Genomic DNA, 16,568 nt, shown 5'->3' on the forward strand with positions numbered 1-16,568 from the left:
TGATTAGCACCAATTACAAATTAAAATTCCAATATTATGAGAAATACCCTCAATATAGTATCGCCTGCAGAAGCTGTTTCGGTAGTAAAATCGGGTAACCGTGTCTTTCTGCAAGGGGCCGCAATGACTCCGAATATTCTTATCAATGCCCTTACCGAGAGATATAGAGAACTTAGTGATGTGGAATTCATTCATATTCACACCGAAGGTCCGGCCCCATACACTCAACCGCCTTATAGCGAATCCTTTAAAACCAACAGCTGTTTTGTTGCAGGTAATGTGAGGAAGGCAGTTAATTCTAGTATAGGAGCATATATCCCAATATTTCTAAGTGAGATCCATCTTCTTTTCAGAAGGAATATCTTACCTCTTGATGTTGCTGTTATCCAGGTTTCTCCGCCAGACGAGCACGGATACTGTTCCCTTGGAGTTTCTGTTGATATTACTTTACCTGCGGTGCAGACCGCAAAAAAGGTAATAGCTCAGATAAATCCGCAGGTTCCACGAACACATGGAGACGGAATTATTCATGTGAGTCAAATTTATGCTGCCATTGAAGTAGATCATCCAATTCATACCCATGATCTAACTACCTCTTCAGAAATTGAAGAAAAAGTAGGAGAATATGTTGCCGGTTTAGTTGAAGATGGTGCCACTTTACAAATGGGAATAGGTGGAATTCCAAACGTGGTACTTTCTAAATTAATGAATCATAAGCGGCTGGGAATTCATACCGAATTATTTTCAGATGGTGTTCTGCCTCTAATTGAAAAGGGAATAATTACCGGCGAAGAAAAGAAGATCAAGACCGGCAAGATCGTGACCTGTTTTGCAGCGGGAAGCCAGAAGCTATATGATTTTATTGATGATAATCCCGTGGTGCATTTTAAAGAATCTGCTTATACCAACGATTCTGCCATCATCCGGCAAAATCCTAAAGTGACAGCTATTAACTCGGCCATTGAGATAGATCTCACAGGGCAGGTTTGTGCAGACACCATTGGAAAATATCATTTTTCAGGAGTCGGCGGACAGATGGATTTCATTCGGGGAGCATCTCTATCTGAAGGTGGGAAAGCCATCTTCGCAATGCCTTCTGTAACTAATAAGGGTATTTCGAAGATCGTTCCTACGTTGAAAGAAGGCGCCGGAGTCACTACCACAAGGGCGCATGTGCATTATGTGGCCACAGAATTCGGCGTAGTTAATCTCTTCGGAAAAAACCTAAAAGAACGCGCAAAAGCTTTAATTTCAATTGCCCATCCGGCCCACCGTGAAGAGCTTGAAAAGGCCTTTTTTGAGATGGCGTATTGAACAATTGATTTTTAAATCGATCGGGAAGCCACGTAGGGAGCAACTACTTTAGGAGAGCACCTGAAGTAGTTGTTTTCTATACATCAGCTTTCTGACTGCAATTATAAAATAACCATGATTTTTATAAAAAATTCGATTACCCGAAAAAACCTGATGGCGATCACGGGTCTGTTTTTATCCTTCTTTTTAATCATCCATCTCCTGGGGAATTTACAGCTGTTGCTACCCGCAGAAGAAGCGCAGCTCCAGTATAACTCCTATAGCCATTTATTGGGTGGTAATATTCTTGTGAAACTGGTAGCCTACGTCCTTTACCTGTGCATAATACTGCACACCCTGGATGCTATCTATCTTTCATACAAAAGAAAAAAGGCCAACGGGGTTTCCTATTCGTACGACCGCCGCGGCAGGGCCAGCAGCTGGTACTCTCGGAATATGATGGCCCTTGGGATTATTATTTTTGTTTTCCTGGTCATTCACTTTAAAGATTTTTGGTACCACTACAAATTTGGAGAACTTCCCTTAGACGCGAACGGCAATAAAGATCTATATACGCTGGTGGTATTGGCTTTTGAGCAACTGTGGTATGTTATCCTCTACATCATTGCCATTCTTGCCCTTGGTTACCACTTACTTCACGGGGTTTTTAGCGCCCATAGAACCATAGGTCTTTACCATCCCATGTACAACAGGATTGTGAAGGTTCTTGGGGTTGTTTTCGCAGTAACTATAACCATTGGTTATATTATTATTCCCCTCTTTTTATATTTTAATCTACAATCATGAGTCAAACTATAAAAGCACCTATTCCTGAAGGCCCTTTGGCTGAAAAATGGAGTAATTATAAATCCAAAGCCAAACTGGTAAGTCCTAATAACCGGAAAAAGCTGGAGGTAATCGTCGTAGGTACAGGACTGGCGGGAGCCTCGGCAGCTGCATCTTTAGCCGAAATGGGATATAATGTAAAAAGTTTCTGTTTTCAGGACTCGCCGCGCAGGGCACATTCAGTTGCTGCACAAGGTGGTGTGAATGCCGCCAAGAATTATAAAAATGATGGCGACAGTGTCTACAGAATGTTCTACGACACCCTAAAAGGAGGAGATTTTCGTTCCCGGGAAGCCAACACTTACCGTTTGGCCGAATGCTCGGCAAATCTTATTGATCAGGCCGTGGCCCAGGGAGTTCCCTTTGGTAGGGAATATGGAGGATACTTAAGAAACCGCTCCTTTGGGGGCGTACAGGTGTCCCGAACTTTTTATGCCAGGGGACAAACGGGACAGCAATTGCTGTTAGGTTCGTACCAGGCATTATTGCGTCAACAGCATTCAGGAAAAGTAAAACTTTATGCCAGGCATGAAATGCTCGATGTAGTCATCATAGATGGAAAAGCCCGTGGAATAATTGCACGTAACCTGGATACAGGAGAAATTGAAAGGCATGGTGCTCACACAGTAGTGCTGGCCTCCGGCGGATTCGGAAAGATCTATTACCTGTCAACACTGGCCATGGGCTGCAATGCTTCGGCAATATGGCGTGCTCACAAAAAAGGAGCTTATATGGCTAATCCCAGCTGGACCCAGATTCATCCTACCAGCCTTCCTCAAAGCGGAGAACATCAGTCAAAACTAACCTTGATGAGCGAATCCCTGAGAAATGACGGACGCATCTGGGTTCCGATAGATAAAAATGAAACCCGCCTTCCCGGGGAAATTCCGGAAGAGGATAGAGACTATTATCTGGAACGAAAATACCCTTCATTTGGAAACCTTGCTCCCCGGGACATCTCCTCAAGAGCAGCCAAGGAACAAATTGATCTTGGGAAAGGAGTAGGACCTCTCAAAAATGCCGTTTACCTGGACTTTTCCCGGGCTATTAAAGAGTATGGGAAAGACGTCATTGCCGAGCGTTATGGTAATCTCTTTACCATGTACAAAAAAATAACCGGAATAGACGCCTACAAAGAACCTATGAAAATATCCCCTGCGGCCCATTTCTCTATGGGCGGACTTTGGGTGGATTACGAACTTATGACCTCTGTTCCCGGCCTCTTTGCCATTGGAGAAGCAAATTTTTCTGATCATGGGGCTAATAGACTGGGAGCGAATTCCCTGCTGCAGGCCTGTGTAGATGGTTATTTTATTCTGCCTTATACGCTTCAGAATTTTCTGGCAGATCAAATAAATATCCCAAAAACAGATGTGACCCATCCTGCTTTTGAAGAAAGTGAGCGGCTGGTAAAAGATCAAATGCAGAATTTTCTTAACTCCAAAGGCAAAAAAACAGCCGAAGAATTCCATAAGGAACTGGGAAAAGAGCTGTATGATAAATGCGGGCTTCTAAGAACAAAGGAAGGATTAGAAAAAGCGATAGAAAACATTCAAAAATTAAGAGAAGAATATAAAGTGAACTTGTTAGTGCCGGGAACTGCAGAAGAAGTTAACAGTGAACTTGAAAAGGCCGGTCGCGTCTCAGATTACATGGAGCTCGCAGAGCTTATGTGCATTGATGCTCTTCAAAGAGAAGAGTCCTGCGGAGCTCATTTTAGAGCAGAATATCAAACTAAAGAAGGCGAAGCTAAACGGGATGATGAGAATTTCTGTTATTCCGCAGCATGGGAGTGGACAGGAAATGCATCTTCCCCGGTTCTAAACAAAGAACCTCTGGTATTTGAGACAGTAAAACCATCGGTGAGAAGTTATAAATAGAAGTTATGAAAATCACACTAGAGATTTGGCGTCAAAGGGATGCCGTGAGTAAAGGAGAGTTTAAAGAATATCATCTTGATGATGTAAGCCGGGATATGTCTTTTCTTGAAATGCTTGATACTCTCAATATAAAACTAATAAAGCAGGGGGAGTTGCCGGTGGAATTTGACCATGATTGCCGGGAGGGGATCTGCGGTCAATGCGGGGTTATGATCAACGGGATTGCACACGGTCCCCTGAAAAATACTACGACCTGCCAACTCCACATGAGGTCCTTTAAAGATGGAGATACGATCTATGTGGAGCCATTTAAAGCTGCCGCATTTCCAATTGTACGGGATCTTAAGGTCAACAGGTCTGCCCTTGATCATATAATTGCTGCCGGTGGCTATGTTTCTGTTGACACGGGACAGGCGCCCGAAGCAAATTCCATCCCCGTTACTTTTGAACAGGCAGAATCGGCTTTTGACGCTGCAGCCTGTATAGGCTGCGGAGCATGTGTGGCAAGTTGTAAAAACTCAAGTGCTGCATTATTTACCAGCGCAAAAATCTCTCACCTGTCACAACTACCCCAGGGAGATAAGGAGACCTCAACCCGGGTTGTGAGCATGGTCAATCAAATGGAAGAGGAAGGATTTGGATATTGTACAAATACGGAAGCCTGCCAGGTAGAATGTCCCGAAGATATCTCGGTTCTCAATATTGCACGAATGAACTACGAGTACAACAAAGCCAGGTTGGTAAAAAAATAAATTATCTATGGACCTCTAAAAATGGGAGCATCTATGGTGCTCCCATTTTTAATATGTTATATCAAAAATAAGACCGCCCGAAGAGTCTTCGGGCGGTTTCAAAAGTTGGTTAGTTATTGGTTAAAATTCTGCATCCATGTGGTGGTGCTCGTCAATTAGAGGTCCGCCTTCAATGATCTGCCTGGAAGCTTCCGCAGAGAATTTCTCGAAGTTGAGGTGGAAACTATGTGCCAGCTGAATCGATTTTTGGATATAAGCTCCTTTTTGAAGCCATGTATTCAACGGGTTCAGCATTTCTGAAGGTACATTGTGACAATACTTTGGCATATGAAGGCCAAAGATAGGGTGCATCTCAAAATCTACATTTTGTAATTCTCCTTTAAGGATGGAAGTGATCATAGCCCGGGTGTATCTAAGTTTGATCCTAGATCCCACTCCGTAAGGACCTCCACTCCATCCGGTATTGATAAGCCATACATTAACTCCTGCCTCTTTCATCTTTTTACTCAGCATTTCTGCATAGACGGTTGGGTGCAGAGGCATAAACGGTGCACCAAAACAAGCCGAGAAAGAAGGCACAGGTTCATTAATTCCCGCCTCTGTTCCTGCAACTTTGGCTGTATAACCCGATATGAAATGGTACGCAGCCTGTCCTGGTGTTAATTTAGAAACAGGAGGCAACACTCCAAAAGCATCACATGTAAGAAAGAAAATATTCTTTGGGTTCTTTGCGTAAGATGGCCATTGGATGTTGTCAATGTGTTGCAAAGGATAACTTACACGGGTATTCTGGGTAATGCTGGCATCAAGAAAATCCACTTCTTTTGTGCCTTTTTTGAAGACCACATTTTCCAGTAAAGCTCCCGGTTTTATTGCGCGATAAATATCTGGTTCAGATTCTTCTGTGAGTCCAATGACCTTTGCATAACAACCGCCTTCAAAATTGAAGATCACATTTTCAGATGTCCAGCCGTGTTCATCGTCACCAATAAGTTTTCTATCGGGATCTGCAGAAAGGGTTGTTTTTCCTGTTCCCGATAATCCGAAGAAAATTGCGGTATCGCCTTCCTCTCCCACATTGGCAGAGCAGTGCATTGGTAAAACTTCTTTTTCAATGGGAAGGATGAGGTTAAGGGCAGAGAAAATCCCTTTTTTCATCTCTCCGGTATAAGCAGATCCGCCGACAAGTGCAACTTTTCGGGTGAAATCAAGAATGCTGAAGTTACCCTGGCGTAGACCATATTTTTCGGGCTCTGCTTCTACATAACCCGGGGCACAAACTACCAGCCATTCCTCAGAAAAATTGGCAAGATCTTCCTGCTCGAGACGAAGGAACATATTCTTAACAAAGAAAGCAGACCATGGATATTCGGCTATGGTGCGCACATTCATGCGATAATCTGGATGGGAACAAACATAACCATCGTGAACATATACTTCTTTGCCTGAAAGATATTCGGTTACCTTGTCGTAAAGCTGTCCAAAATTTTCTGAAGACAGAGGCTTGTTAATATTTCCCCACCACACTTTGTCGCGGGTATAATCATCCTTTACCAGGAAACGATCTTGAGGGGATCTACCGGTAAAAGTTCCTGTATTTACACTAAGAGTACCATTTTCGGTTTCTGTACCCATGCCTTTGCGCACAGTGATTTCCTGCAGTGATTCTCCCGAAAGGTTCCAGTGGATCCTGCAATTTTTCAAACCGTATCCTTCGAGGTTAACCGTTTGAGGTTTGTCTAAAACATTTTTCATGATTCAAGTATTGAGAGGTTATAATTGTGCCATATATTCGCTGGCGGTAATAAGTGGTTAAAAGTTCCGGAAGCAAAGAGTCGCTGCTCTTCATCTAATTCTAATCCAGTACCAGTAGGGGAACATTTGAATGCAAAGTGAGCAACCTGGTTAGACGGCCGGGAGAAGCCTCGCTACCCGGTAAGTGGGTTTTAGGCATTATAGCCAGCATATCCATGTCGTTCTTTGCGATATACTCCAGAATTCCCTTTTCTATATCTCCATTTTCGTGGAAACTGTGGTGAGAATAGAACATTTCAAGGAAGTAATTAAGGGTGTTCTCATTGCTCTCGTCATCTTCACTGTATCCCATAGCCATTTCTTTTTGTTGTATGGTTAACACATGAACCTGGGCTTTGTGCTTGCGGGATACTTCCAGGAGAACATATAGAGGAAACCTGTCGGCTATTTTTTCATTTCCAAGGGAAAGGATGATGGTGTTCAACCTGAATTTTCTGTATTTTTCAGGGATTACAAGTACAGGAAGATCTGCTTCCTGAACCAGACGCGATGTAGTGGTTGCTATATTTTCTTCCTCCAGGTTGGCTCCCCTCGTTCCCATAATAATGAGATCAATTTTCAACTCTTTTTGAAGCTGAATAATGGAAGGTACCAGCTCCCCTGTTTTAACCATGGTATGAATTTCAGGAAACAATGGTTTATTGTATTTTTGAATGATCTTTTTGAAGTTTTCTTCTGAAGCTTTAAGATCATTATTTCCGTCGGCTATGTTCAGCAGAAATAAATTGATCAGGGGATCCTTATCTGCAAATTTCACAGCATATTCCAAAGCATTTTTAGATACTTCAGAAAAGTCGAAAGGGATTAGGATATTTTTCATGGCTTTAAAATTGACGGAAAATGCTGCACATATTTCCTGATTAATATCACCTAAAGATACCCCTGAAAAAAGCTTCGTATCATGACAAATATCATTTGCAGATTGAAAGAAATCAACATTTTAGCCCCGAAAACGTTTGCATAAATTCCGGAAATGCTGCTGCAGAAAAATAAGTGTTAGAATTGACATTTTTGACACCCTTAAAAAGACAAAATATCGCTGCGCTACAAGAGACAAGAATCAATACAAAAAAGGAAAAATGGGAACTTTGTTTTTCCTTTAGAATGTGGAGTGGTTAAATACAACGGAAAAAGTGTTTAAATAAAAACCCACAAAACTTTCTTTCAGTCCCTTTAAACAGATTATAGAAATGCCAGGTCTTGTCTCTTGGCTCTTACGTCTTAAAAAATTACCACTCTTTAAGCTGAAGATCTTTCCCGTCAAAAACCCCGTAAGTGTAGAAATTGATCCAGTCACCCAGATTCATGTAAGTAGAATCGTCCTGAAGCTGAATATCCAGCGGAAGGTGCCGGTGTCCAAAAATAAAGTAGTGGTAATGCTGCGTCTCGAGCTTGCGCCGGCAATACTGTATAAGCCATTCCTTTTCTTCTCCTAAAAATGCCACATCTTCTTCTCCCGAAATAGCCTTATTCTTAACCGAAAAATACTGCGCCAGTGGCATACCAATATCGGGATGAAGCCAGCGGTAAAGTCTTTTTGCAATGGGATTAGTGAATACTTTTTTCATGCGTTTAAAGCCCTTATCTCCAGGTCCCAGGCCGTCGCCGTGCCCTACGAGGAATTTTTTGTCATTGAAGATAAATTCCTTCGGCTTTCTAAAAACTGGAATATCAAGTTCTTTTTCAAAGTAGTCGTCCATCCAGAGATCGTGGTTCCCTACAAAGAAATATATGGGAATCCCCCTGTCCCTTAGTTGGGCCAGTTTACCCAGGACCCGCACGAATCCTTTTGGAACTACGTGCTTATACTCAAACCAGAAATCAAAAAGATCTCCCAGTAAAAAAATAGCCGCAGCATCTTCACTCACGTGATCGAGCCAGGCCACGAATTTTTCCTCCCGGGGACGGCTTTCTTCGGCTGTTGGAGCTCCCAGGTGGTTATCGCTGGAAAAATAGATCTTTTTACCCTCGGGTATCTGCATGTTAAGGATTTGCGGGTAAAGATAGTTTTTAAATTTCCGAAGTTAAAATCTTCAGAAAAAATGGCATCACACCCGGCTCTCCTTGGGGGTTTTATAGAATAAAACTATCTTTAAAAGAAACAGAGAAGCATGAACAATTTGGTTACCGGTATTCATCATGTCACTGCTCTCGCAGGAGAGCCACAGTCAAACCTTGATTTTTATACAGGAATTCTTGGTCTGCGTATGGTCAAGAAAACAGTGAATTTTGATGCCCCCGATGTTTACCACTTTTATTACGGGGATGAGCAGGGAAAACCGGGATCTATAATGACCTTTTTCCCTTATGAGGGGATTCAAAAAGGCCGACATGGCATAGGAATGCTTAACATCACCACCTTCTCTGTACCGGCAGGTTCCCTGCTTTTCTGGGAGGAACGCTTAAAAAAATACGATATCAATTTTAGACCCGCACAGGATCGTTTTGATGGCGAGGCTGTGATCTATTTTGAAGATCCCGATGGGCTTGGACTGGAGTTGGTTTTTAATGATCGCGACAACAGGCCGGGCTGGACCTATGGCAATATCCCGTTGGAGCATTCCATTCGGGGATTTTACAGCGTAGAGATATGGCAGGAAGGATACGAACGCACGGCCGGTCTTCTTACCGAAGGGCTGGACCATAAGCTAATCGCCGAAAAAGGTAACCGCTTTCGCTTTGCGGCCACAGATGCTCCTGGAAATTATATTGATATCTTATGTAAACCCGACGCTCTTAGGGGGCTTGGAGGTGGCGGTACAGTGCATCATCTGGCTTTTTCAACAGCAAATAAAGAAAGTCAGCTAAAGGTTCGGGAAAAACTTACCAATTCTGGATACAATCCTACCCCGGTGCTCGACCGGCAATACTTTGAATCCATTTACTTCAGGGAACCCGGCGGAGTTCTATTTGAAGTTGCCACAGCCGAACCCGGTTTTGCTATTGATGAGCCGCAGGATAAACTGGGAGAAGCATTAAAACTTCCAGCACAGTACGAATCCCGCCGTAATCTTATTGAAAAAGCAGTTAAACCTGTAAAACTCAACCCTTCAAATTTCAAGTAATGTTACATAAGAAAAATTTCAAATACAATGGGACTCCTGTAGAACAAGCTAAAAAGGCTCTGATCATGGTGCATGGTCGCGGCGGTTTTGCCGAAGATATCCTGGCAGTAGCCGACCATCTTAAGGTAGAAGGCTTTGCGCTAATCGCTCCCCAGGCCTATAACAATAGCTGGTACCCACTTTCCTTTATGGCACCGGAACAGCAGAACCAACCCTGGCTTGATTCGGCAATAGAAATACTTCAGTTATTGGAAACCGAACTAAATGAAAAAGGGATCGAGTCCAGGGATATTTATTTTTTCGGCTTTTCACAGGGAGCCTGCCTCACGCTTGAATATGTAACGCGCAATGCCAAAAGATATGGCGGTGTTATTTCGATCATTGGCGGACTGATTGGAAAAAACATCAATACAGGAAATTACCTTACAGATTTTGAAAATACCCCCATTTACCTTGGCACCAGTGATCCCGATGCCCACGTTCCTGTAGATCGGGTAAAGCAAACCGCAGAGATTTTAAACACAAAGAATGCCCGCGTAGAATTGCAGGTCCATAAGGATGCAGGTCACGTGATCCTTCCGGAAGAGCTGGGAAGGGCCAATAACTTTATTTTTGGGTATTCGGGAATGGAAAATGAAAAACCTTAGGAATTGTCTGCAGCAAACCACTCGGCATAGGAGGATTCCGTTTCCTGCAACTTAAGTCCAAAAAGTTTTATATGCTCCGGCAGGCGTTTCTGGATCTTTTCGGCAAAATCCTGTATCATATTCTCGCTGGTTGGCTGGTAGTCGACCAGGATCACGCTGTGGCCTCTTGTTTGTAATTCTTCAGCAAGCTCCACATGAGGCGTGTTCTTATTAAAAACCGTTGCATGATCAAACTTATCCACGATCTCCTGTTTCACGATCTTCTTTAGATCCCCAAAATCAATCACCATTCCCAGCTTCACATTATCCTCATCTTTAATAGGCTCGCCAATCACAGTGACACCCAGTTTATAGCTGTGTCCATGTACATTTCTACACTTGCCATCGTAGCCAAAAAGGGCGTGACCGGTTTCAAAAGTAAATTGTTTGGTGATGCGAATTAAAGCCATGACAAATTTTTTTGCAAAGATAAAGCTTTTTGGCTGCCCAAATTTTAACTATTTCCTGCTGAAAAATTTTAATCTTTACTTGGGATACCCCTCAAAAATTGACATTTTGAAGATACATTTGCAGCCTTAAAACTACTACTTTGGAGATAATTGAAAACCCGGTTTATGAAAAGATCATTTCAGATCTCTCAGAGCAGCAATATTCTATTGTTGAAGACTTCTTTAGCCTTTCAGAAGTATTAGAGCTGCGCAATTCCCTCCTGCACAAATACGAAGAAGACAGTTTCAAGAAGGCCGCAATAGGAAACCGCACCAATGAGATCATAGCAAAATCAATTCGGGGGGATTTTATCCTATGGCTTAATGAAGCTGAAGCAGCCCAGGCCGAAAAAGCCTTTTTTAGAAAGGTCAATGATTTTGTTGATTACCTCAACAGGACCTGTTACATGGGGATTCTTCACAAGGAATTTCATTACGCGCTTTACCCTGAAGGTACGTTTTATAAACGTCACCTGGACACCTTTCAAAATGATGACCGGAGGAAACTCTCTATGGTGTGTTACTTAAATGAACAGGACTGGCAACCGGAATATGGAGGAGAATTAGTAATCTTTACTAATGAAAATGGTGTGGAAACCCCCAAAAGTATATATCCATTCCCGGGCAGAATGGTCATTTTTGAAAGCCAGATCCTGGAGCACGAAGTTAAGCCAGTTAAAACTGAAAGATTAAGTATTACCGGCTGGTTAAAAACCCGGTAACTTACTTCCTGGTTTTCTTGATAAGAACCACTACAACCAGTAGCAAGGCGATCATCAACCACCAGCCATAGCCGCTTAGAAACCTAAGAATATCAAAGGTTTCCTCGTTTACAGGTAGATCTTCCTGCCTCAACGTCTATTTCTTTTGCGCCACGCATAACGGGCATAAAAAAACACTACTAGAACAATGAGGATCCCAACGAGGTACATCCATTGATCCTCCAGGAAGTGTTCCAATGAAAATCCATACCCTTCCCTCTCGCTGGCCGGCCTGTCTTTGGGTAAATGCTCCTGCTGAAAATTCATAGTGTCAATTTTAGGCGCCTAAAAAGGCATTTTTAAATCAGTTCTCTTTTCTTTTTTCTGAAAAAGGCCAGATAAAGAATTACAGCCAAAATCACAACGGCTGCTGTTACTACTTCCCAGAAGTTGGAACCTACAAAATAACCAATTTCATAGCCTACTTTGTAAGCTTTGGATTTCTCAACTTCCTGAATGGCAAAAATTGCTAGTGAATACATTTTATTTCCTGAATTTTGATAAAGCATATCTGGTAAATTCTGAAAGGACCAGCTCTCCGGAAATTGCTGCCCTTTCCTGTAGCAGCGAATCCCATTTTTGAGTTCCTTCCCAAAGCACTTTCTTCATCTCCTCAAGTGCCGCCGGATTGTAAGACGCCAGTTTCTCTGCAAAGAACTCCAGCTCCCTGTCCATTTCCTCAATCGAATCGAAAACCCGTGCATAAAGGCCCTTTTCCTGAGCCCAATAAGCATTTTTCCAGTCCTGGGCGGCAAGAGTAAGTTCTGCAAGGGCTGCCACTCCCATTTTCCTTTCCACAGCCGGGGCGATCACGAACGGTCCTATTCCTATACTTAATTCCGATAATTTAATAGCTGCCTGTTCCGTAGCAAAACAGTAGTCACAAGCTGCCGCAAGTCCTACTCCGCCCCCCACAGTTTTCCCGTGGATGCGGCCAATTATAAGCTTTTTACAGCTGCGCATTGCATTTATGACATTGGCAAATCCCGAAAAGAAAACTTTCCCTTGCTGCATGTTCTCTACCGCCAGGAGTTCATCAAAAGATGCACCTGCACAAAAAGCCTTTTCTCCTTCAGATTTCAGGATGATAACTTTCACTTCTTCATCTTCAGAAAGTTTTTCCAGTTCCTTGGTGAGCCGTTCCAGTAAAACTCCGGGAAAGGAATTACTGGCTGGATGCCCAAATTCTAAAGAGGCGATTCCATTGTGAACATTTGTATATAGACTTCCGTTTTCCCTGGTTGTGGTCATTCTTTAAATCTTTTTCCTGTAAAGTTACATTTTTTAAGATGATATTACGATCCTGCAGGATAGACGTAATTCGCCTCAAAACTCAGCGGAATTCCCAGCCACCAGTAAACCAGCAGAAATATCGTCCAGGCAACTAAAAATATAACCGAATAAGGTAACATCATTGATATCAACGTCCCAATTCCCATTTTTTTCACATAACGTTGACCAAAAACCACTACCAGTGGGAAATATGGCAACAATGGAGTAATAATATTGGAAACTGAATCCCCTACCCTATAAGCAGCCTGGGTAAGGTCGGGTGAGATCCCCAGTTGCATCAACATAGGCACAAAAATAGGTGCAATGAGTGCCCATTTGGCCGATGCAGATCCCACCATTAAATTGACAAAAGAACTTAATATCACGATCCCTACAATTGTGACCTGCCCAGGCAAATCGAGTGCCTGAAGGAAATTTGCACCCTTAATGGCAATCAACAAACCTATATTAGAACGTGAAAAAGCATCTATAAAAAGTGCAACAAAAAAGGCCATTACAATATAGTATCCCATACTTTCCATAGACTTTTTCATGCTTTGTATCAAATCCCCCGAAGATTTATACCTGCCAGATACAAACCCGAAAACAAGTCCCGGAATCAATAACAGTATAAAGATCAAAGGTACGATCGCCTTCATTAGAGGCGCATGAAATGAAGTGAGGGACTGGACTTCGGGATCAACCATCCCCGGACCTCTAAGAGCCGAGTCTTCGGGATATGCCCACAAAACGAGACCTATAATTCCAAGTACCATAGCCAAAAATCCCATCCAAAAAGCTTTACTTTCCCTGGAAGTTACACTTTCCATCTTAGGCATTTGATCTTCATCCCCATCAACTTCCATCTTAGAAAGCCTTGGCTCCACAATTTTGTCTGTGATCCACCATCCAATCAGTACGATCAACAAAGTTGAAGCAGAGGTGAAATACCAGTTATTCAAGGGGTTTAAGTTGATATCGGGATCTAATATTCTCGCCGCTTCCAGAGTGAAACTCATGATAAGCGGATCAATAGCCGAAGGGATAAAGTTTGCCGAAAATCCTCCCGAAACACCGGCAAAAGCTGCTGCAATTCCTGCTAGAGGATGACGACCGGCGGCATAGAATATTACCCCTCCCAGTGGGATTACAAGCACGTAACCCGCATCTGCAGCTGTGTGACTCACGATGGCTATCAAAATTAGCATTGGAGTAAGCAGCTTTTTGGGCGTAAAGTTTAAAAGTTTTTTCAGTCCCGCGTCAATCCATCCCGAATGTTCTGCTACCCCCACTCCCAGCATGGCAACCAGAACAATTCCCAGGGGCGCAAAAAGCACAAAGGTATTCACCATATTAGCTAAGAATGCGGCCAATTGGTCTCCTGTAAGCAGATTTTGTACGTTCAGACTGTTTCCGGTCATTGGGTGAGTTTCTCCAAAATCAAACGGCGACAGGATTGCAGATAGCACCCAGATGAAGATCAATAAATAGAAGAAAAGTATAGCAGGATCGGGTAGTTTGTTACCCATTTTTTCAACTACATCCAGGGCTTTATTTAAAATGCCCTTTTTAGGAGAAGTAACTGTTTCTTGCATGTTTAATGAAATAGTTGTTAATGAATTGCTAAAATAAGGATTATTCAAAAACAACAGCTAATCTTAATGCCACAACTCACAAAAAATATTAGCCTTTTGCTACGGGCAAATTCTCCGTTTTTAAACCTCTCTATGAAGATATTTCCTCCGGAATTTAATAACCAGAGCACTGCTCCTTATAAGCATCCATACAAAAAATGCGATCCAGATCGCATAAAGCTTCAGTCCTAAATAATCTCCTATTAACAACGCCGGGGTGAACCCGAGGAAGGTTGCTGCGAGTAATACATTCCGAAGATATTTTGCCTCTCCCAGGCCTTTAAAGATGCCGTCAAACATAAAAGCAATTGCATTTACCGGCTGCATGACCAAAACCATCCAAAAAACTGAAGTAAACAGCACCAGCACCGAGGCTTCCTTGCTGAATATTAGACCTATTTCCTCATAGAAAAGGGCACAAATGCCTATCAAAGTAACGGCAATGATAAGGGAATATTTACTTATTTTCTTGCTAAGCAGCCAAAGTCCCTTATAATCTCTGGCTCCAAGAAGACGCCCGCCCATAGCATTCCCTGCATTTGCATAGCCGTCAATAAAGAAGCTGAAGAAAAGCCAAATGTTCATGAGAATACTCTGGGCTGCGATAAAATTCTTTCCATACCCTGTTGCGTAAGCATTGGCAAGATAAATGGCAAAATTGAGAGCGGCCGTTCGAACAAAAAGATTCCCGCTCATCAAAAGAAGTGCCCTCATCTGCGGATTAATGTTGCGACTAAGCCCAAGATGAAAAGGAGTCTTTTTAAAGAAAAAGTACAAAGCCATTATAAGCATCACCAACTGGGCGATCACACTGGCATACCCTGCACCTTCCAGGTGCAGGGCAGGGATCCATCCATCAATACCGTATACCAGTGCAAAATCAAGCCCCACATTTAAAATTGCCCCGGTGAGACTGCATTTCATAGCCCATAAAGTATTCTGGAGCCCCCTAAATACTCCAAAGAGCGCAAAGGTGACTAAAGTGAGCGGATAGCCTATGGCCCGTATCTGATAGTAATCGGCAGCGTAGTTGAGCACCAGGCCTTCGGCATTATAAGCACTAAAGATAGCGGCTGAAAAATATGCAGTAACAGCATAGATAAGAAGACTCAGTAGAAAATTGAAGAAAATAGCCTGAGGGACCAGGGTTTTTACCGCATGTAACCTTCCGGCTCCAAAATGTTGTGACACCAGGGCAGAAATAGCTGTTTTGGTCTGAGCCACGATCCAGATAATGGCCGATAAAAAGGAACCCACGATTCCTGCTGCCGCGAGAGCTTCAACGGGATCCTGCTCCACGTTGCCAATAATAGCAATATCGGTTAAAGAAATTAGAGGTTCGGCGATGCCTGCAATAATTGCGGGAATTGCCAGCTGGTTTATACTTTTGAAGGTTACTGCAGCCATTACTGCAATATTTTTTCATAACAGTAAAATGGATGCTCGCTTTGCTTCGGAAAATAAATGTTTCCGAGCCTGTTATAACCCCTTGCCTCATAAAACCGCTGATTCCGCTCATTTTGACTGAAGGTGTCCAGCCTCACTGATATATAGCCATTCTCCCGGGCGAATTCCTCGGCAAAATCCATCAATTTGCGACCATTACCGCTGCCCCAGCTCCCAGGATCTGTAGCCAGGCGGTGCACGTAGAGATTGTTGGCGTTGGGGGTGAGCCATTCTATGGGTAAATACTCGTCGTCCATTTCGCAAGTGAGAACAACAATTCCCTGCAGCTCCTCCTTTTCTTCAAGAACAAACAATTCCCTTTTCTCAATATCTGCCCGTAACTTTTCCAATGAAGGATAATGTTCATTCCATTGAAAAATGGCCTTTTCCTGCATGCTTTGAGCGCAAGCTTCGGTAAGGCTTTTAATCGCGGCTAAATCTTTTAAATTGGCTGTTCTAATCATGAGGAGATGGCTTCCTCCACAAAAATAATTTTATAGAAAGAAATAAAGCCTTTATACATTGAAATATATTTTATAAATTTGCCGTCACATTGGGGGATTAGCTCAGCTGGCTAGAGCGTTTGGCTGGCAGCCAAAAGGTCATCGGTTCGACTCCGATATTCTCCACGAAAAACCACTGCTTTGCAGTGGTTTTTTTGTTTTTTCT

General features: G+C 42.8%; 18 protein-coding genes and 1 tRNA gene. 8 read left to right on the plus strand and 11 right to left on the minus strand.

What is annotated here, in order from left to right; genetic code table 11:
* Nucleotides 1-36 precede the first annotated feature (36 nt).
* The 4 genes from LA313_RS06020 (at nt 37) to LA313_RS06035 (ending at nt 4,771) form a co-directional block, all read left to right on the plus strand.
* On the plus strand, nt 37-1,314 hold the full coding sequence (locus LA313_RS06020) for an acetyl-CoA hydrolase/transferase family protein (protein ID WP_228913777.1): 1,278 nt from the start codon (nt 37-39) through the stop codon (nt 1,312-1,314).
* Between the two features lie 114 nt (nt 1,315-1,428).
* Nucleotides 1,429-2,100 (plus strand): succinate dehydrogenase cytochrome b subunit, encoded by a 672-nt coding sequence (locus LA313_RS06025; RefSeq protein ID WP_228913778.1) that lies wholly within the window; start codon nt 1,429-1,431, stop codon nt 2,098-2,100.
* Nucleotides 2,097-4,019 carry a fumarate reductase/succinate dehydrogenase flavoprotein subunit gene (locus tag LA313_RS06030; protein ID WP_228913779.1) on the plus strand — a complete coding sequence of 641 codons (1,923 nt, stop codon included), beginning with the start codon at nt 2,097-2,099 and terminating at the stop codon, nt 4,017-4,019. The genes LA313_RS06025 and LA313_RS06030 overlap by 4 nt, the downstream gene beginning before the upstream one ends.
* A gap of 5 nt (nt 4,020-4,024) precedes the next feature.
* Nucleotides 4,025-4,771: a succinate dehydrogenase/fumarate reductase iron-sulfur subunit gene (locus LA313_RS06035; protein WP_228913780.1), complete on the plus strand. Its 747-nt coding sequence runs from the start codon at nt 4,025-4,027 to the stop codon at nt 4,769-4,771.
* Between the two features lie 120 nt (nt 4,772-4,891).
* Here LA313_RS06035 and pckA read toward each other — a convergent pair whose 3' ends face one another.
* From pckA to LA313_RS06050, 3 genes are all read right to left on the minus strand, one after another.
* Complete coding sequence (pckA, locus tag LA313_RS06040; protein WP_228913781.1) at nt 4,892-6,526, minus strand: phosphoenolpyruvate carboxykinase (ATP); 1,635 nt, start codon at nt 6,524-6,526, stop codon at nt 4,892-4,894.
* A 100-nt stretch (nt 6,527-6,626) separates the two neighbouring features.
* Nucleotides 6,627-7,406: a universal stress protein gene (locus LA313_RS06045; RefSeq protein WP_228913782.1), complete on the minus strand. Its 780-nt coding sequence runs from the start codon at nt 7,404-7,406 to the stop codon at nt 6,627-6,629.
* A 409-nt stretch (nt 7,407-7,815) separates the two neighbouring features.
* The gene (locus LA313_RS06050) at nt 7,816-8,568 is read right to left on the minus strand and encodes a UDP-2,3-diacylglucosamine diphosphatase (RefSeq protein WP_228913783.1); all 753 of its coding nucleotides are present in this window, start codon (nt 8,566-8,568) and stop codon (nt 7,816-7,818) included.
* A gap of 129 nt (nt 8,569-8,697) precedes the next feature.
* On the opposite strand from LA313_RS06050, the gene LA313_RS06055 reads away from it, so the two are divergent.
* Both LA313_RS06055 and LA313_RS06060 read left to right on the plus strand, forming a co-directional pair.
* A complete protein-coding gene (locus LA313_RS06055; protein WP_228913784.1) occupies nt 8,698-9,651 on the plus strand; it encodes a ring-cleaving dioxygenase in 954 nt (317 codons plus the stop codon).
* The gene (locus tag LA313_RS06060; RefSeq protein WP_228913785.1) at nt 9,651-10,298 is read left to right on the plus strand and encodes an alpha/beta hydrolase; all 648 of its coding nucleotides are present in this window, start codon (nt 9,651-9,653) and stop codon (nt 10,296-10,298) included. The genes LA313_RS06055 and LA313_RS06060 overlap by 1 nt, the downstream gene beginning before the upstream one ends.
* Here the strand turns inward: LA313_RS06060 and LA313_RS06065 are convergent.
* Entirely contained in the window at nt 10,295-10,747 is a 453-nt protein-coding gene (locus LA313_RS06065; protein ID WP_228913786.1) for a 6-pyruvoyl trahydropterin synthase family protein, read from the minus strand. The two genes, LA313_RS06060 and LA313_RS06065, sit on opposite strands and share 4 nt — an antisense overlap.
* Before the next feature lie 140 nt (nt 10,748-10,887).
* Here LA313_RS06065 and LA313_RS06070 point away from each other — a divergent pair, with 140 nt between their 5' ends.
* Nucleotides 10,888-11,508, plus strand: coding sequence for a 2OG-Fe(II) oxygenase (locus LA313_RS06070; protein WP_228913787.1), 621 nt, complete (start codon nt 10,888-10,890; stop codon nt 11,506-11,508).
* 1 nt (nt 11,509) lies between these two features.
* Here LA313_RS06070 and LA313_RS16350 read toward each other — a convergent pair whose 3' ends face one another.
* The 7 genes from LA313_RS16350 to LA313_RS06100 all read right to left on the minus strand — a co-directional run bounded on the left by LA313_RS16350 (nt 11,510) and on the right by LA313_RS06100 (nt 16,363).
* The gene (locus LA313_RS16350; RefSeq protein ID WP_255702482.1) at nt 11,510-11,641 is read right to left on the minus strand and encodes a hypothetical protein; all 132 of its coding nucleotides are present in this window, start codon (nt 11,639-11,641) and stop codon (nt 11,510-11,512) included.
* On the minus strand, nt 11,638-11,814 hold the full coding sequence (locus LA313_RS06075; protein WP_228913788.1) for a hypothetical protein: 177 nt from the start codon (nt 11,812-11,814) through the stop codon (nt 11,638-11,640). Before LA313_RS06075 ends, LA313_RS16350 begins: the two co-directional genes overlap by 4 nt.
* Before the next feature lie 32 nt (nt 11,815-11,846).
* Nucleotides 11,847-12,029, minus strand: coding sequence for a hypothetical protein (locus LA313_RS06080; protein WP_228913789.1), 183 nt, complete (start codon nt 12,027-12,029; stop codon nt 11,847-11,849).
* 1 nt (nt 12,030) lies between these two features.
* Nucleotides 12,031-12,798, minus strand: coding sequence for an enoyl-CoA hydratase/isomerase family protein (locus tag LA313_RS06085; protein ID WP_228913790.1), 768 nt, complete (start codon nt 12,796-12,798; stop codon nt 12,031-12,033).
* Nucleotides 12,799-12,842: 44 nt separating this feature from the next.
* Complete coding sequence (locus tag LA313_RS06090) at nt 12,843-14,414, minus strand: AbgT family transporter (RefSeq protein ID WP_228913791.1); 1,572 nt, start codon at nt 14,412-14,414, stop codon at nt 12,843-12,845.
* Between the two features lie 120 nt (nt 14,415-14,534).
* Nucleotides 14,535-15,860: an MATE family efflux transporter gene (locus tag LA313_RS06095; RefSeq protein WP_228913792.1), complete on the minus strand. Its 1,326-nt coding sequence runs from the start codon at nt 15,858-15,860 to the stop codon at nt 14,535-14,537.
* The gene (locus LA313_RS06100) at nt 15,860-16,363 is read right to left on the minus strand and encodes a GNAT family N-acetyltransferase (protein ID WP_228913793.1); all 504 of its coding nucleotides are present in this window, start codon (nt 16,361-16,363) and stop codon (nt 15,860-15,862) included. The genes LA313_RS06095 and LA313_RS06100 overlap by 1 nt, the downstream gene beginning before the upstream one ends.
* 91 nt (nt 16,364-16,454) lie before the next feature.
* On the opposite strand from LA313_RS06100, the gene LA313_RS06105 reads away from it, so the two are divergent.
* A tRNA-Ala gene (locus tag LA313_RS06105) sits at nt 16,455-16,528 on the plus strand.
* The last annotated feature ends 40 nt before the right edge of the window (nt 16,529-16,568 follow it).

Origin of the sequence: Salinimicrobium sediminilitoris, from assembly GCF_020866905.1 — a bacterium.
Lineage (GTDB): Bacteria > Bacteroidota > Bacteroidia > Flavobacteriales > Flavobacteriaceae > Salinimicrobium > Salinimicrobium sediminilitoris.

What these genes read in the sequence shown, in the direction of transcription:
- LA313_RS06020 (WP_228913777.1), top strand. Translation starts at nt 37, where the DNA reads ATGAGAAATACCCTCAATATAGTATCGCCTGCAGAAGCTGTTTCGGTA.
- LA313_RS06025 (WP_228913778.1), top strand. Translation starts at nt 1,429, where the DNA reads ATGATTTTTATAAAAAATTCGATTACCCGAAAAAACCTGATGGCGATC.
- LA313_RS06030 (WP_228913779.1), top strand. Translation starts at nt 2,097, where the DNA reads ATGAGTCAAACTATAAAAGCACCTATTCCTGAAGGCCCTTTGGCTGAA.
- LA313_RS06035 (WP_228913780.1), top strand. Translation starts at nt 4,025, where the DNA reads ATGAAAATCACACTAGAGATTTGGCGTCAAAGGGATGCCGTGAGTAAA.
- pckA (WP_228913781.1), bottom strand. Translation starts at nt 6,526, where the DNA reads ATGAAAAATGTTTTAGACAAACCTCAAACGGTTAACCTCGAAGGATAC.
- LA313_RS06045 (WP_228913782.1), bottom strand. Translation starts at nt 7,406, where the DNA reads ATGAAAAATATCCTAATCCCTTTCGACTTTTCTGAAGTATCTAAAAAT.
- LA313_RS06050 (WP_228913783.1), bottom strand. Translation starts at nt 8,568, where the DNA reads ATGCAGATACCCGAGGGTAAAAAGATCTATTTTTCCAGCGATAACCAC.
- LA313_RS06055 (WP_228913784.1), top strand. Translation starts at nt 8,698, where the DNA reads ATGAACAATTTGGTTACCGGTATTCATCATGTCACTGCTCTCGCAGGA.
- LA313_RS06060 (WP_228913785.1), top strand. Translation starts at nt 9,651, where the DNA reads ATGTTACATAAGAAAAATTTCAAATACAATGGGACTCCTGTAGAACAA.
- LA313_RS06065 (WP_228913786.1), bottom strand. Translation starts at nt 10,747, where the DNA reads ATGGCTTTAATTCGCATCACCAAACAATTTACTTTTGAAACCGGTCAC.
- LA313_RS06075 (WP_228913788.1), bottom strand. Translation starts at nt 11,814, where the DNA reads ATGAATTTTCAGCAGGAGCATTTACCCAAAGACAGGCCGGCCAGCGAG.
- LA313_RS06080 (WP_228913789.1), bottom strand. Translation starts at nt 12,029, where the DNA reads ATGTATTCACTAGCAATTTTTGCCATTCAGGAAGTTGAGAAATCCAAA.
- LA313_RS06085 (WP_228913790.1), bottom strand. Translation starts at nt 12,798, where the DNA reads ATGACCACAACCAGGGAAAACGGAAGTCTATATACAAATGTTCACAAT.
- LA313_RS06090 (WP_228913791.1), bottom strand. Translation starts at nt 14,414, where the DNA reads ATGCAAGAAACAGTTACTTCTCCTAAAAAGGGCATTTTAAATAAAGCC.
- LA313_RS06095 (WP_228913792.1), bottom strand. Translation starts at nt 15,860, where the DNA reads ATGGCTGCAGTAACCTTCAAAAGTATAAACCAGCTGGCAATTCCCGCA.
- LA313_RS06100 (WP_228913793.1), bottom strand. Translation starts at nt 16,363, where the DNA reads ATGATTAGAACAGCCAATTTAAAAGATTTAGCCGCGATTAAAAGCCTT.